At 64.5% G+C, this 13256-nt stretch carries 17 protein-coding genes; 10 read left to right on the top strand and 7 right to left on the bottom strand.

The window, feature by feature from the left end; genetic code table 11:
* The first annotated feature begins 89 nt into the window (after positions 1 to 89).
* Positions 90 to 803 carry an SIMPL domain-containing protein gene (locus tag AC56QP_RS27180; RefSeq protein WP_489862678.1) on the top strand — a complete coding sequence of 238 codons (714 nt, stop codon included), beginning with the start codon at positions 90 to 92 and terminating at the stop codon, positions 801 to 803.
* 300 nt (positions 804 to 1103) lie between these two features.
* Here the strand turns inward: AC56QP_RS27180 and AC56QP_RS27175 are convergent, their stop codons facing one another.
* The gene (locus AC56QP_RS27175; protein ID WP_489862679.1) at positions 1104 to 1457 is read right to left on the bottom strand and encodes a hypothetical protein; all 354 of its coding nucleotides are present in this window, start codon (positions 1455 to 1457) and stop codon (positions 1104 to 1106) included.
* Between the two features lie 262 nt (positions 1458 to 1719).
* Positions 1720 to 2166 carry a YcgN family cysteine cluster protein gene (locus AC56QP_RS27170; RefSeq protein ID WP_489863506.1) on the bottom strand — a complete coding sequence of 149 codons (447 nt, stop codon included), beginning with the start codon at positions 2164 to 2166 and terminating at the stop codon, positions 1720 to 1722.
* A gap of 198 nt (positions 2167 to 2364) precedes the next feature.
* Between AC56QP_RS27170 and AC56QP_RS27165 the strand changes: the two genes are divergently transcribed.
* Both AC56QP_RS27165 and AC56QP_RS27160 read left to right on the top strand, forming a co-directional pair.
* The gene (locus AC56QP_RS27165; RefSeq protein WP_489862680.1) at positions 2365 to 4518 is read left to right on the top strand and encodes an OmpA family protein; all 2154 of its coding nucleotides are present in this window, start codon (positions 2365 to 2367) and stop codon (positions 4516 to 4518) included.
* A 321-nt stretch (positions 4519 to 4839) separates the two neighbouring features.
* Positions 4840 to 5355: a TIGR00645 family protein gene (locus tag AC56QP_RS27160; protein ID WP_091581741.1), complete on the top strand. Its 516-nt coding sequence runs from the start codon at positions 4840 to 4842 to the stop codon at positions 5353 to 5355.
* 105 nt (positions 5356 to 5460) lie between these two features.
* Here AC56QP_RS27160 and AC56QP_RS27155 read toward each other — a convergent pair whose 3' ends face one another.
* Positions 5461 to 6327 carry an SDR family oxidoreductase gene (locus AC56QP_RS27155; protein WP_489862681.1) on the bottom strand — a complete coding sequence of 289 codons (867 nt, stop codon included), beginning with the start codon at positions 6325 to 6327 and terminating at the stop codon, positions 5461 to 5463.
* Positions 6328 to 6504: 177 nt separating this feature from the next.
* On the opposite strand from AC56QP_RS27155, the gene AC56QP_RS27150 reads away from it, so the two are divergent.
* Both AC56QP_RS27150 and AC56QP_RS27145 read left to right on the top strand, forming a co-directional pair.
* Positions 6505 to 6771 carry a type II toxin-antitoxin system VapB family antitoxin gene (locus AC56QP_RS27150; protein WP_489862682.1) on the top strand — a complete coding sequence of 89 codons (267 nt, stop codon included), beginning with the start codon at positions 6505 to 6507 and terminating at the stop codon, positions 6769 to 6771.
* Positions 6768 to 7157 carry a type II toxin-antitoxin system VapC family toxin gene (locus AC56QP_RS27145; protein WP_489862683.1) on the top strand — a complete coding sequence of 130 codons (390 nt, stop codon included), beginning with the start codon at positions 6768 to 6770 and terminating at the stop codon, positions 7155 to 7157. Before AC56QP_RS27150 ends, AC56QP_RS27145 begins: the two co-directional genes overlap by 4 nt.
* A 6-nt stretch (positions 7158 to 7163) precedes the next feature.
* Here AC56QP_RS27145 and AC56QP_RS27140 read toward each other — a convergent pair whose 3' ends face one another.
* Both AC56QP_RS27140 and AC56QP_RS27135 read right to left on the bottom strand, forming a co-directional pair.
* Positions 7164 to 7793 (bottom strand): helix-turn-helix transcriptional regulator, encoded by a 630-nt coding sequence (locus tag AC56QP_RS27140; protein ID WP_489862684.1) that lies wholly within the window; start codon positions 7791 to 7793, stop codon positions 7164 to 7166.
* Between the two features lie 8 nt (positions 7794 to 7801).
* Complete coding sequence (locus tag AC56QP_RS27135) at positions 7802 to 8674, bottom strand: S1C family serine protease (protein ID WP_489862685.1); 873 nt, start codon at positions 8672 to 8674, stop codon at positions 7802 to 7804.
* A gap of 168 nt (positions 8675 to 8842) precedes the next feature.
* Here AC56QP_RS27135 and AC56QP_RS27130 point away from each other — a divergent pair, with 168 nt between their 5' ends.
* Positions 8843 to 9793 (top strand): S1C family serine protease, encoded by a 951-nt coding sequence (locus AC56QP_RS27130; protein WP_489862686.1) that lies wholly within the window; start codon positions 8843 to 8845, stop codon positions 9791 to 9793.
* Between the two features lie 8 nt (positions 9794 to 9801).
* Here the strand turns inward: AC56QP_RS27130 and AC56QP_RS27125 are convergent, their stop codons facing one another.
* Positions 9802 to 10227, bottom strand: a complete 426-nt coding sequence (locus AC56QP_RS27125; protein WP_489862687.1) for a VOC family protein — start codon at positions 10225 to 10227, stop codon at positions 9802 to 9804.
* 66 nt (positions 10228 to 10293) lie between these two features.
* Here AC56QP_RS27125 and AC56QP_RS27120 point away from each other — a divergent pair, with 66 nt between their 5' ends.
* The gene (locus AC56QP_RS27120) at positions 10294 to 10920 is read left to right on the top strand and encodes a TetR/AcrR family transcriptional regulator (protein WP_489862688.1); all 627 of its coding nucleotides are present in this window, start codon (positions 10294 to 10296) and stop codon (positions 10918 to 10920) included.
* Here AC56QP_RS27120 and AC56QP_RS27115 read toward each other — a convergent pair.
* Positions 10853 to 11809 (bottom strand): LysR family transcriptional regulator, encoded by a 957-nt coding sequence (locus AC56QP_RS27115; protein WP_489862689.1) that lies wholly within the window; start codon positions 11807 to 11809, stop codon positions 10853 to 10855. The two genes, AC56QP_RS27120 and AC56QP_RS27115, sit on opposite strands and share 68 nt — an antisense overlap.
* Positions 11810 to 11917: 108 nt before the next feature.
* Here AC56QP_RS27115 and AC56QP_RS27110 point away from each other — a divergent pair, with 108 nt between their 5' ends.
* From AC56QP_RS27110 to AC56QP_RS27100, 3 genes are all read left to right on the top strand, one after another.
* Positions 11918 to 12553, top strand: coding sequence for an FMN-dependent NADH-azoreductase (locus AC56QP_RS27110; protein ID WP_489862690.1), 636 nt, complete (start codon positions 11918 to 11920; stop codon positions 12551 to 12553).
* 166 nt (positions 12554 to 12719) lie between these two features.
* A complete protein-coding gene (locus tag AC56QP_RS27105) occupies positions 12720 to 12959 on the top strand; it encodes a CopG family ribbon-helix-helix protein (protein WP_489862691.1) in 240 nt (79 codons plus the stop codon).
* Between the two features lie 2 nt (positions 12960 to 12961).
* A complete protein-coding gene (locus tag AC56QP_RS27100; protein WP_489862692.1) occupies positions 12962 to 13255 on the top strand; it encodes a type II toxin-antitoxin system RelE/ParE family toxin in 294 nt (97 codons plus the stop codon).
* Position 13256 lies beyond the last annotated feature (1 nt).

Raw genomic sequence — 13256 nt, 5'->3', positions numbered from 1 at the left:
CCCGACGGGCTTTCCGAGATCGCCCAAATCAACCCATAATCGCGCTCTACGCGAGCCGTGCGACTTGATCGCCGACCAAGGAGATTTTCATGACCAGACACCTTTTGCCCCTCGCGCTCGCCGCCGCGATCGCTTTTCCGGCGATGGCTGGAGCCGCCGACTTGCCGACGCCGCCCCGCATCGTTGTCAGCGGCGAAGGCGAAGCAACCGTGGCCCCCGATCTGGCGGTCTTGACGCTCAGCGTCATGCGCGAAGCCAAGACGGCGCGCGCCGCGCTCGACGCCAACAACGACGCCATGGCCGCCGTGATCGCGGCGATGAAGTCGGCCGGCATCAAGGACCGCGACCTGCAGACCGCCGGCATCCAGATCAATCCGCGCTACAACTACACCAACAAGCCGGACGGCAGCCAGGAAGCCGAACTCGTCGCCTATCAGGTGACCAACACGCTTTCGGTGCGCGTGCGGGACGTCGACAAGACCGGCGAGATTCTCGACAAGGCGGTGTCGCTCGGCGTCAACCAGGGCGGCGGCATCGCCTTCACCAATGACGACCCGGCGGCCACCGTCACCGAGGCCCGCAAGAAGGCGGTCGCCAACGCCATGGCCAAGGCCAAGACGCTGGCCGAAGCCGCCGGCGTCAGCCTCGGCCGGGTGCTCGAAATCACCGACCAGAACATCGCGCCGTCGCCGATGCCGATCAACGCCAAGGCCTTCGATGCCGCGGCCGGCGCCCCGGTTCCGGTACAGGCCGGCGAGAACTCCTACAACGTCCAGGTGACCGTCACCTTCGAACTGAAATAACCCGCTCTGCCGACCCGTGGCCGGGCTTCGTTTGGCCACGGGAGGGCATCGGCCAATGTGCATGAAAAACCCCGCGGGATTGCTCCCGCGAGGTTTTTTCGAGCCACACCCTTCAAGTGGAAAGGGGCTCCGCTAGTCCGGGCTGATCCTCGCAGAGGATCATGCCGCTACCGACCTTTGCAGAGCATCATGCCTCTGGGTGATCTTCGCAGAAGATGATGCTTCCGGGCTGATCTCTAGAGAAGATCATGCCTCCAAACTCCCGGCTGATCCTCGCAGAGGATCATGCCGAACCTGCCCTCAGCGATAAATAACCGGGCAGCCACGCTCGTTGGCGAACACGATGACGACGCGGTCGCCATCCTGGCGGCCCATCACCTTGACCGTGCGGCGGCTCACGTCGACGATGCGGGCCCGGTAGAGGCCCATGCGCTCGGCCTTGTCGAGGGCGCGCTCCGGCGAACAGCCACGGCGCCAGTCACGGCGTTCGTCACGGCGATGGCGGTAGCCATCATCACCGGCATAGACGCCGAAGCGTGGGTCGTTGTTGTTGCCGAAGCCGAGATAGAGGCTGTCGGCATGGGCGGGCATGGCCGCCAGCGTGCCGAGGCCGATCAGGGCCGAGAGGGCCGCCGTCTTTATCGTATTGAACATGGTCTTCTCTCCTTGTTGCGGGCTTTCGCCCGTCCTCGTGAAATCGATGGGGGGAGAATGCACCAGCCTGTCTGAACCATTTACGAACTCGCCGTTCATCCGCGGTTCATGTGGCGGGAAAAGGGAAATTGCTGGCCGCTTCTCGATCTTCGTCGGTTTTCGAACAATGGCCCCCAACGCTTTTTTCTCGCGCCGGTTCCCGACTTGCGACGGTCTCCTGCGTCGATGGCGCACGATCAGGCCAGTCGTCTAAACGCCGGCCCTACGGTTCCTCGTCCAGCATATAGTCGAAATAATCTTCCGGCTCGGCAAGGTCGGTCTCGCTCGCCTTGACCCGGCCGCGCATCGAGATGCCGGCCTCATGCACGGTCTCGGCACTGCCCGACACCAGCCGGTGCCACCAGTAGAGATCACGGCCCTCGGCCACCAGCCGGTAGGCACAGGTGCTGGGCAGCCAGCTGATGGTGCGGACATTGCGCGGCGTCAGCCCGACGCAGTCGCTAACGCGCGCCAGCCGGTTAGCATAGTCCGAGCAGCGACAGGTCTGCGCGTCGAACAACCGGCAACCGACGCTGGTCCAGTAGATTTCGCCGGTATCCTCGTCCTCGAGCTTCGACAGGCAGCATTTGCCGCAGCCGTCGCACAGCGACTCCCACTCGGCCGGGCTCATCGCCTCCAGCGTCTTGGTCTTCCAGAAGGGTGTTTCCATTTCCGGGATGTGGCCCCGGCCGCCGGCAAGGTCAAGCGCCGCAACAGCCAGAATGCGGCGGTCGCCAGCCAAATGACACGAAGTTGCCTTCAAAAGGCCGGCCAATCGCCCTGTACGGCCTCTAATCCCGGCGCAACCGGAACCAATCGGCGCAAGATCGGTTACGGCAAGGATGGGACCCCACAAGGAGAATTCTCGATGAAACGCCAACCACGGATTCTGGCAGGCACCGCACTTGGCCTGCTGATGGCATCCGCGCCGTTGGGCGCGTACCCGCTGCAAGGCAATGCCGCATTCGGCCTGGCCCAGCGAACGTCAGCCCCATTCATTTTAGCGCAGGCCGCGTGCGCCGAGGGCGAATCGGCCGAAGCCTGTGCGCTGAAGCAAAGGGGCCCCAAGAAAAAGCAGGAACAGGCCCAGCCTGCCCAGGCGGAGCAGCCCGCGCAAGGCGAGCAGCCCCCGCGCAAGAAGCGTGACCAGCAGCAGCAGACCGAGCAGGCACCCGCCGATCAGCAGGCGCAGCCCGAGCAGCAGCCACGCAGGAAGAAGCGCGATCAGCAGCAGCAGATCGAAGCCGCGCCAGCCGAACAGGCCGCTCCGGCGGCCGAACAACAGCAGCCGCGCAAGAAGAAGCGTGACCAGCAGCAGCAGACCGAGCAGGCGCCAGCCGAAGCAGCGCCAGCGCAACAGGCTGCTCCCGCTGTCGATGAACAGCAGTTGAAGCCGCGCAAGAAGAAGCGCGATCAGCAACAGCAGATCGAAACCGCTCCGGCAGGACAGGCCCCCGCCGGCGAGGTGGCGCCCGCCAACGACAACCAGCCGGCCGATCAGGCCAATCCGCGCAAGAAGCGCAAGCAGGACCAGCAGACCCAGCCGGCCGAACCGGCCGTCGCGCCGACGCCGACCCAGAAGGCAGCTCCTGCCGGGGAAGCCACGCCCAAGGTCGAACCGGCTCCTGCCGGCGAACAGCCCGCGCTCCAGAGTGACCAGCCGCAGGACAAGAGAAAGAAGCACGGCAAGAAACCGGTTGGCGAGCAGCCGGCCACGGGTGAACAGCCCGCCACAGGTGAGCAACCCGCCATTGGTGAGAAGCCGGTAACCGGAGAACAGCCAGCCATCGGCAGGCAACCGGCCAGTGGCGACAAGGCAGCACCTGTCCAGGGTGAAAACCCCGTGCAGGGCGAAGCACCCGCCGATCCCAATGCGGCCCCCATTCTGGACAGCCAGAAGGATGCCGTGCGTAAGGGCGGCAGGAAGCAGAACGCCCAGCAGACTGGCGAGCAGCAGAATGGCGGGCAGGACGCCCAGCAAGGTGGCACTCAGGGCCGCAAGCCGGCGGTCGCTCCCGTCGACCAGGGACCGCCGCCAGCCGACGACAAGGCCGCTCAGCAGGAGATCAAGCCCGAGAAGATCGTCCCGGTGACGGAGGAAAAGGGCACGCGCCTCGATCGCGCGCCCGACGAGAACATCCGCGACCGCCGCCGCCCGAAGGGCGTCGACGTGCTGAAGGAGATCGGCGACCGCGTCATCATCCAGCTCGGCGGCCAGACGATGGTCCAGAGCAACGATGCCCCGCGCATGAACCGCGGCGCCAAGGATGTCTATTACGAGGATCTGCCGCAGGGCCGGACGCGCGAGACCGTCGAGCGCGGCAATGGCGTGCGGATCGTCACCATTCGCAACCGTTACGGCGACGTTATCCAGCGTTCGCGCATCACGCCCGATGGCCGCGAATATGTGCTGAGCTATGTCGACGAGCGGAGCTATCAGGATGATGGCGACTGGCGCGATCCCGGCGACGATCTGCCGCCGATGCGGCTGACCATCCCACGCCGTGACTACATCCTCAATTCCGAGGACGTCGAGAGCCCGGACGACTACTACACCTTCCTCGACCAGCCTCCGGTCGAGAGGGTCCAGCGTCTCTACTCGATCGACGAGGTCAAGCGTTCGGCCCGCGTGCGCGACATTGCACGCCGCGTGGATCTCGACACGCTGAACTTCGAGTTCGGTTCGTCCTCGATCTCCGACACCGAAGTGCAGAAGCTCGAAGGCGTTGCCAGCGCCATGGACAAGCTGTTGAAGAAGAATCCGGCCGAGACCTTCCTGATCGAAGGCCATACCGACGCCGTCGGCACGCCGGAGGCGAATCTTGCTCTGTCCGACCGTCGCGCCGAAGCGGTGGCGGAGGCGCTCACCAACGCCTTCGGCATCCCGCCGGAGAACCTGACGACACAGGGCTATGGCGAGGAATATCTGAAGGTCAACACGCCAGCGCCAAACCGTGAGAACCGGCGCGTCGCCATCCGCCGCATCACCTCGCTGGTGGCGCCTGTCGCCAGCAACAATTAGGGCGTTTTTCCAAAGGCTTGAAGGAGCTTCTGGAATCAGACCACCAGAGAAAAGTCCATCCCGGCTCGCCGGGATGGACAGGACTACGAACGCAATCCGCGGTTCAACAGGAATTGTATCCGGGCATTGAATCGCGGACTTGCCTACCCCAGATTCAGGACTGGGCGTTCCCTGCCCCGTCCCGACTCCAGCGGGACGCATTGAGCCCCGCCGGTCCCTCTCCGGCGGGGCTTTTTTGCCTGGCAAACTTTGTCTTGCAAACAGGGGCGACCTGACCGAAATACGGCCCGCACCCCTGGGGAAAGTCGACCGGAATCACTCATGAAGCGTCTCGAACTGGCCATCGAATCGATCATTCTTGCCTCGCGCTGGCTGCTGGTCGTCTTCTATCTCGGTCTTGGCGTGGCGTTGGCGATCTACGCGCTGTCGTTCGGCAAGAAGCTCTATGAGTTCGTCACCGTGGCCTTCACGCTCGGCGACACCGACACCATCCTGAAGATGCTCGGCCTGATCGATGCCGCACTGGTCGCTTCGCTGGTGGTGATGGTCATCATCTCGGGCTACGAGAATTTCGTCAGCCGTTTCGACGAGAATGACGGCAAGGTCCACTGGCTGGGCACGATCGACGTCGGCTCGCTGAAGGTCAAGGTCGCCTCGACCATCGTGGCGATCTCGTCGATCCATTTGCTGCAGGTGTTCCTGAACTCGGTCTCCTATACGACCGACCAGTTGATGTGGCTGACCATCATCCACCTCACCTTCGTCGTCTCGGCGCTGATGCTCGCCTATATCGACCGGCTGATGGGCCTGGGCAAGGCCAAGAAGGACGAGGGCTGAGCGCCTGCCGGATGTTGAATCATTCCGGCAGGATCGACGCCCTATCGCCTTGTATGAGCAAGGCTTTCCCCGGCTCGGCGACTTGCAGGTGGCAAGCCGGCCTGCCTAATAGATGCTCTTGATCTTGCTGTCCGTCCGGGCGAACACCTCGTCCGGCACGAAAAAGTCACCGGCCAGCGGCCCAGTCGCGCCCGGCGCATAGATCGAAAAATCCGTGACGCCCTCGGCGCGCAGCACCTCCTCGTCGATGTAGAAATTGCCGGTCGTTTCACGCGACGGCCGCATGAAGATGGCATGCGCGGCGTCGGCCATGATGTCGGGTGAACGGCTCATCGCCGCGACCGTCGCGCCACCCAGCAGATTGCGTACCGCCGCCGTGTCGATGGTCGAGATCGGCCACAGCGAATTGACCGCGATGCCGTCCTTGGCGAACTCCGCGCTCATGCCCAGCGTGCACATCGACATGCCGAACTTGGCCATGGTGTAGGCAACGTGGTTCTTGAACCACTTGGCCTTCATGTCGAGCGGCGGCGCCAGATTCAGGATGTGAGGATTCTTTGCCAACTTCAGGTGCGGAATGCACATTTTAGACACCAGGAACGTGCCGCGCGTGTTGATCTGGTGCATCAAATCATAGCGCTTCATGTCGGTCTCCAGCGTGCCGGTAAGCTGGATGGCGCTGGCATTGTTGACGCAGATGTCGATGCCGCCGAATTTCTCGACGGTCCTTGAAACCGCTTCGGCGACCTGTGCCTCCTCGCGGATGTCGCACAGCACCGGCAGCGCCTTGCCGCCGGCCTGCTCGATCTCCTGCGCCGCCGTATAGATCGTGCCCGGCAGCTTCGGATGCGGCTCGGCGGTCTTGGCGGCGATCGTCACATTGGCGCCGTCCCGCGCGGCGCGCAGCGCGATCGCCAGCCCGATGCCGCGCGACCCGCCGGAGATGAACAGCGTCTTTCCCTTGAGCGACATTTTTCCTCCGCCTCCCTGTGCCTCTTCACGCGATCCTTGCCCGCGCCGCTGCCGGATACAAGAGCTTGCGGCGGGAAGCCATGGTGACGCTGCGGAGGCTGGCGGGGCCTCCGCTTGAAACCTGTTGGATTTACCTGGTGCTCGGTATATATTCCATACGAATAGGTAGAATATAGAATGGCACTGTCGATCAAGAACACGGAAGTCGAGCAACTGGCGCGCGAACTCGCGCGTCGTCGCCGCGTATCGGTGACGGAGGCGATCCGCCAGAGTCTCGCGCGCGAGGTAGCGCGCGAGCGGCTGGTGCCGCGCGACGAAACCAGCGACCTTTTTCAACGGTTGATGGCGATCTCCGACAGGGCCGGAAAAGTTCCCAAACGTGAAGGCGCCATGACCGACGACGAGATTCTCGGCTACGACGAGTTCGGAATCCCGACGAAATGATCATCGATTCCTCGGCCCTGGTTGCGGTCCTGCGCGCCGAGCCCGGCCATGAGCGTTTCGTGCTGGCGATCGCACAGGCAAAAAGGCGATTGCTGGCGGCGCCCACACTTCTTGAAACGACCATGGTGCTCGCTGGCGGCTGGCAGGATGAGATCCTTGATCGCCTCGACGATTTCCTGCGCGCGGCCTCGATCGAAACCATCGCCTTCACCGCCGACCACGCCGCCGTCGCCCGCCAGGCCTTCCTGCGTTACGGCAAGGGCCGGCATCCGGCAGCGCTGAACTTCGGCGACTGCATCGCCTATGCGACGGCGCGTCTTGAAGCCATGCCATTGCTGTTCAAGGGCGACGATTTTCGGCTGACCGACATCGAAGCGGCGGTGTGATCGATATCAGACCAGCACCAGGCCCTGCCGCATGGCGATGGCGATCGCGTCGGTGCGGTTGGCGGCACCGAGCTTGATCAGGATCGCGGCGACGTGGAACTTTGCCGTGTGCACGGAAATGTTGAGCCGCCGCGCGATCACCTTGTTGGGCGCGCCTTCGGCCAGCAGCGCCAGCACTTCCGCCTCGCGCGGTGACAGCGTCGGTCGCATGGCGTGCTCGTCGGAGGTCTCATCCTCGAACGGCTCGCCCTCGCCGGCATGGAAATCCTCCTGGCGCCTGCTTCCGCCATCGCCCGAGACGCGATAGCCGGCCGCCGCCAGCCGCGCCGCCGCGGCGATCAGCTGATCATCCGCGCCTGCAGGCAGGATGGCCATCACCTCGCCAGCAGGCCGCTCGACGTTGGAGCGCCCCGACAACAGCACCCGTGGCGTGGAGGCCGGCACGGCATCACCGCTCCCGTCGTCAACGATGGCGACGTCGGCGGCGCCTGCCACGACCGGCAACAGGTCATCGCTGGCAGCAAGAGCGGCGGACAGGCCCTCGGCGCGGCCCGCGTCGCCAAGCGCAATCAGCACCACCAGCCGCCGCGAGGCGGTGCCGTCACCCGTGATCCGGTCGCTGGCGAGCCTGTCCATCAATCCTCTCAGGAAAGCGGCTTTTCGCCGATGGTGAGTTGAACATCACGTTGTTCACCGCCGCGCACCACGCCAAGCGTCACCGAAGTGCCGGCGCTGTCGGGCCCGAGCCTGCGGATCAAGTCCCGCGGGCCGTGCACGGCCTCGCCGTTCCACGCCACGATGATGTCGCCGAGAGAGAGGCCGGCTGCCTTGGCCGGGCCATCGTCGTCGAGGCTCATCACCATCGCACCGCGCGCATCGCGGTCGCGCACCGGGTGCAGGCCGGCGCCGAGATAGCCGCGCGCGACATGACCCTTTTCGCGCAGCGTTGCCACCGCCCGCTCGATCGTCTCGTAAGGCATGACCAGCGCGCGGCCGCGCGGCCCGAACAGAAGCATGCCGATCAGTGCGCCCTTGGCGTCGAGCACCGGGCCGCCCTCGAAGCGGCCACCGGCGCCGATGGCAAGATTGAGCCGCCGGTCGATGGTGCCGCCGCGCATCGAGCGCCAGGTCGGGCCGACCTCGCCGACCGAGCCCGACACCGCCAGCGCGGAACCGTCGCTGTTGCCGATGGCGATGGCGATATTGCCCGGCCGTACCGCGTCCGCCTTGACGAGCGTGGGCGCGGTGGCCGCATCTGCGGGTTTCAGCAGGGCGACACCGGTCGAGGGATCGCGGCCGACCAGTTCGGCCTTCACCGTCTCGCCCGAAGCCAGCGTCAGTTCGATCTCCTCGCCGGCTTCCACGGCTTCCTCGGCGGTGACGAAATAGCCGTCGCGCCAGTGGAAGGCGGTGACCGTGCGGTGATGATGCGTGGACAGGCTCACTGTAACCGGTGCCGCCTTCGCGGCAAGATCGGCGATGGCGTCGGAAAATGCGCTCAGATTGAAATCGCTCATATTGGTCTCCTGGGTTCTGTCATGCCCCAGATATCGCTCGGCGGCGTGTTCAGAGGTACTCGCCTGACGGCTAGTTGCTGGTTTGACTGGCCATCTGGTCAGGTCGCGGCCGATTGGACTGCTCCGCACATATAGTCACGATCAAGCCTGAAAACACGGAGCCCTTCCATGGCCCTCGCCGCAGCCAAATTCGAATCCGACGACACGTTGCTCGACGCCTATTCGACGACGGTGGCCGACGCCGTCGACCGCATCGGCCCGGCCGTCTGCCGCATCGAGCGCATCGGCGGTCAGGGTGGCCATGGCTCCGGCTTCGTCATCGCGCCGGACGGGTTGGTCGTGACCAATTTCCACGTCGTCGGCGACGCCAGGACGGTGCGCGTCTCGATGCCGGACGGCGCCTCCGGCGAAGGCCGCGTGCTTGGCCGCGATCCCGACACCGACATCGCACTGGTGCGCGCCGACGGCAGCTTTACCGATGTCGCACCCCTTGGCGATTCCAAGCGCCTGCGCCGCGGCCAGATCGCCATTGCCATCGGCAACCCGCTCGGCTTCGAATGGACCGTCACCTCCGGCGTCGTCTCGGCGCTCGGCCGCTCGATGCGTGCCTCGACCGGCCGGCTGATCGACGACGTCATCCAGACCGACGCGGCACTCAACCCCGGCAATTCCGGAGGGCCGCTGGTGTCGTCGGCCGGCGAGGTCATCGGCGTCAACACCGCCATGATCCATGGCGCGCAGGGCATTGCTTTCGCGGTCGCCTCCAACACCGCCAATTTCGTCATCTCTGAGATCATCCGCTTCGGCCGCGTGCGCCGCGCCTTCATCGGCGTTTCGGCCGACACCGCCAACCTGCCGCGCCGCGCCGCCCTTCTGTCACAGGTATCGACCAGCACGGCGGTGCGGCTGCGCAGCGTCGAGAAGGACGGCCCGGCGGCCAAGGCCGGCCTCAGGGAAGGCGACATCATCGCCGCCATCGACGGGCGCCCGGTGACCGGCGTCGACGACCTCGTGCGCATGCTCGACGCCGAACGCATCGGCCGCGAGACGCTGTGCACGGTGGTACGCCGCAGCGGTGTCAGCCAGGTGACGGTGACGCCGGTGGCAAGGGCCAGTTGAGGCGCTCCTCAAGCCCCCGCCGCGCCCTCCGCATATTGCGCCAAGAACGCCTCGGTCGGCGGGATCGGCTTGATGACGTCGATCAGCACGCCATTGGGGTCCCTGGTGATGAAATGGCGTTGGCCGAAGGGCTCGTCGCGCAGGGAACGCAGGATCGGCAGGCCGGCGGCCAGGATCCGCTCATGCACCGCATCCGGGTCACGGACTTCGAAATTGATCAGCAGGCCCGATGCGCGGCCCCGCCCCTCTTGCGGGATCGTCTCATGGTCGCCCTGGACGATGCCGAGATTGACACGCTTGTTCTCAACCGATTGCAGATGCACGTACCAGTCGCTCTCGAACAGCGGCTGGAAGCCGAAATGCTTGACATAGAAGGCCGCCGTGCCGGTGACGTCGCCGGTCATCAGCACCGGATAATAGCTCGTGGTCTTCATCTTTCCTTCTTCCGTTAATTAACATACAGTCTGCATGTAAATTGAAATAACATACAGGCTGCATGCATGCAACTGAGATCTGCGCGCCGCTCCAACCGCGACCGCACCGAGGCGACGCGCGCCGACCTGATCGCCGCGGCGCGAAAACTGTTCACCGAAAAATCCTACGCCGAGACCGGCACGCCCGAGATCGTCGCCGCCGCCGGCGTGACGCGCGGCGCGCTCTACCACCATTTTGCCGACAAGCAGGCGCTGTTTGCCGCCGTGGTCGAGCAGGAAGCGACGGCGGTGGCGGATGAGATCGAGCGCGCCTCGCCGTCCTCGCTCAGCGCCCGCGACGCGCTGATTGCCGGCTCCGATGCCTATCTCGCCGCTATGCGCGCGCCCGGCCGCACGCGGCTGCTGCTGCTCGATGGCCCGGCCGTGCTGGGGCGCGCCGCCATGGACGCGATCGACAACCGCCACGGCAACCGCTCGCTGCGCGAAGGCCTTGTCGCTGCGATGCGGACCAACACGATGACGAGACTGCCGGCGGAGGCGCTGACCGCGCTGCTTGCTTCCGCCTTCGACCGTGCCGCACTGGCCATCGAGGCCGGCGGCTCAGCCGAGGACTATCGCGCCGTTCTCATGGCGCTGATTGAGGGATTGTCCCCGGCTCTTCGTCAGGCACCTGGCCCGGCTCGAACTCGTTGAAACAGCCGAGTTGGCGCTTGAACTGGTCGATCAACCAGGCTGCCGCCGGCTTCGGACTGCTGTCATTGCGATGCATGGCAAAGAGTGGAGAGCGCACCTCGCCAAAGGGTTCAAGGTCGAGTTCCACCAGCCGGCCGCTGGCGAGATCGTCGGCGATCAGCCAGCGCGGCAGGCCGCCCCAGCCCAGCCCCTCGCGCATCAGAATATGCTTGGTGCGCATGTCCGTCAGGCGCCAGGTCCGGTAGGCAAAGACGCCGAAGTCGCGCCCCTTCGTGCGTTCGGACTGGTCGGTCACGACAAGCTGGGTGTGTTCGCGCACATCCTCGATCGCCAGTGGCTTTGGCAGCAGCGCCAGCGGGTGGCCGGGCGCCGCGGCCAGCACGATCGACATGAAGCCGATGCGCACGAGATGGACGTCGACCTCGCCGAGCAGGCCGCCAATGCCGAGATCGGCCTGTCCATTCACGACGTGGTCGGGGATCAATCCCAGCGAGCCTATATGCAGGCGTAGCGTCACGGTCGGAAACTGGACCTCGAACGCCTTCAGCACCCGCACCAGCACCGATGACGGCAGTGTCATGTCGACCGACACGGTGACTTCGGACTCCAACCCTTGCCTGTAGCCGTCGACCCGCGAGCGGATGCGCTGCAGCACACTGACCATGCGCCTTGCATCTTCCAGCGTCGCCCGTCCGGCTTCGGTCAGTTGCGGCTCGCGCGTGCCGTCGCGTTCGAACAGCTTCATGCCAAGCTGTGCCTCGAGATTGGCGATGGCATAGCTGATCACGGATTGTGCCCGGTTGAGCTTGCGGCCGGCGGCCGAGAAACTGCCGGTCTCGGCCACCGTCACCAGGATCTGAAGTTGGTCAAGTGTCGGGTTGGGTTGCATAGCTATCTATTTTATGGATGGATAATATAGAAAATATACCAGTTTTTCAGATGAGATGGTAGCCCCATATCTGGCGGGACAATTCAATTCCCACTGGAGAGACCCGCCATGTCCATTCTTCTTGTAACCTCGAGCCCGCGCGGCGCTGCCTCGCACTCGACCCGCATCGCCACTGAATTCGCCGAGAAGCTGCTTGCCGCCGATCCGTCGAACACGCTTGTCGTGCGCGATCTCGTCGCCAACCCGTTGCCGCATATCGATGCCGACTACGCGACCGGCATCTACACGCCGGTCGAAGCCCGTACCGCGCGCCAGGCTGAAGTCGTCGGCGTTTCCGACGTCGCGCTTGACGAGCTGTTCGCCGCCGACACGGTGATCCTCGCCACCGGCTTCATCAACTTCAACATCTCTTCGACGCTGAAGTCCTGGGTCGATCACATCGCCCGCTCCGGCAAGAGCTTTTCCTATGGCGAAAATGGTCCGAAGGGCCTCGTCACCGGCAAGAAGGTCTACATCGTGCTGGCTTCGGGCGGCATCTATTCCGAAGGTGCGGCCGTGCAGCTCGATCACGCCATTCCGTATCTGCGCGGCGTGCTCGGTTTCCTCGGCATGACCGATGTCGACGTCATCCGCATCGAAGGCGTCGGCATGGGCCCTGACGCGGTGACCGCCGCGCTTGCCAAGGCGACCGCCAAGGTCGACGCCGTGGTCGCGGCCAGCCGTGATGTCGCGGCAGCCGCGTAAAATACTGATCCTATCCCCATCGAAAGGCAGGCGCGGTGCGCCTGCCTTTTTCTTGCTGTCTCACAAAAGCGTGGGCAGCCCCTCGCCGCTTGCCTCCCAATATGGCAGCCTTGACGATTCACCTTGGTTCATCAATAATCATAGTGAACCAAGGTGAATTGTAACTATGACCGCTTTTACCGTACGGCTCCCAGACGACACGACAGACAGGCTCGACCAGCTCGCCGAAAAGCTTGACCGCTCGCGCTCTTATGTGGCCGCCCAGGCCATTGAGGACTTTGTAGCCCGCCAGGAATGGCAGCTCACGGAGATAGAGGCAGGGTTGGCCGAGGCCGATCGTGGTGAATTTGCCAGTGAGCAAGAGTTGGCCACCGTGATCGGGAAATACGTCAAGTCCGCCGGCTGACTATGAGCCGAAGGACAATCCGCTGGACCAAGCGGGCATTGCGTCGGCTTGACGAAATCGGCGCGCATATCGCGGAAGACAGTCCCGAGGCGGCCGCTCGTGTCATTGCGCGTATCTTGTCGGCGGCGGAGTTGCTCACCGAGCAGCCAGCCATGGGTCGCGTTGGGCGCATCAAAGCGACGCGAGAGCTCGTTTTGGTCGATATCCCCTATATCGTCCCTTACCGTGTAAACGGAGATACCATCGAAGTACTCACCGTCATACACGCCGCCCAACAGTGGCCGCAGACCCTGTGAG

Source organism: Mesorhizobium sp. RCAM 05104 (genome assembly GCF_059683645.1).
This window is presented reverse-complemented; position numbering and strand designations above follow the sequence as displayed.

Bases quoted from the DNA above. Each gene is read 5' to 3' on its own strand.
- AC56QP_RS27180 (WP_489862678.1), top strand. From the start codon at position 90: ATGACCAGACACCTTTTGCCCCTCGCGCTCGCCGCCGCGATCGCTTTT.
- AC56QP_RS27175 (WP_489862679.1), bottom strand. From the start codon at position 1,457: ATGTTCAATACGATAAAGACGGCGGCCCTCTCGGCCCTGATCGGCCTC.
- AC56QP_RS27170 (WP_489863506.1), bottom strand. From the start codon at position 2,166: ATGGAAACACCCTTCTGGAAGACCAAGACGCTGGAGGCGATGAGCCCG.
- AC56QP_RS27165 (WP_489862680.1), top strand. From the start codon at position 2,365: ATGAAACGCCAACCACGGATTCTGGCAGGCACCGCACTTGGCCTGCTG.
- AC56QP_RS27160 (WP_091581741.1), top strand. From the start codon at position 4,840: ATGAAGCGTCTCGAACTGGCCATCGAATCGATCATTCTTGCCTCGCGC.
- AC56QP_RS27155 (WP_489862681.1), bottom strand. From the start codon at position 6,327: ATGTCGCTCAAGGGAAAGACGCTGTTCATCTCCGGCGGGTCGCGCGGC.
- AC56QP_RS27150 (WP_489862682.1), top strand. From the start codon at position 6,505: ATGGCACTGTCGATCAAGAACACGGAAGTCGAGCAACTGGCGCGCGAA.
- AC56QP_RS27145 (WP_489862683.1), top strand. From the start codon at position 6,768: ATGATCATCGATTCCTCGGCCCTGGTTGCGGTCCTGCGCGCCGAGCCC.
- AC56QP_RS27140 (WP_489862684.1), bottom strand. From the start codon at position 7,793: ATGGACAGGCTCGCCAGCGACCGGATCACGGGTGACGGCACCGCCTCG.
- AC56QP_RS27135 (WP_489862685.1), bottom strand. From the start codon at position 8,674: ATGAGCGATTTCAATCTGAGCGCATTTTCCGACGCCATCGCCGATCTT.
- AC56QP_RS27130 (WP_489862686.1), top strand. From the start codon at position 8,843: ATGGCCCTCGCCGCAGCCAAATTCGAATCCGACGACACGTTGCTCGAC.
- AC56QP_RS27125 (WP_489862687.1), bottom strand. From the start codon at position 10,227: ATGAAGACCACGAGCTATTATCCGGTGCTGATGACCGGCGACGTCACC.
- AC56QP_RS27120 (WP_489862688.1), top strand. From the start codon at position 10,294: ATGCAACTGAGATCTGCGCGCCGCTCCAACCGCGACCGCACCGAGGCG.
- AC56QP_RS27115 (WP_489862689.1), bottom strand. From the start codon at position 11,809: ATGCAACCCAACCCGACACTTGACCAACTTCAGATCCTGGTGACGGTG.
- AC56QP_RS27110 (WP_489862690.1), top strand. From the start codon at position 11,918: ATGTCCATTCTTCTTGTAACCTCGAGCCCGCGCGGCGCTGCCTCGCAC.
- AC56QP_RS27105 (WP_489862691.1), top strand. From the start codon at position 12,720: ATGACCGCTTTTACCGTACGGCTCCCAGACGACACGACAGACAGGCTC.
- AC56QP_RS27100 (WP_489862692.1), top strand. From the start codon at position 12,962: ATGAGCCGAAGGACAATCCGCTGGACCAAGCGGGCATTGCGTCGGCTT.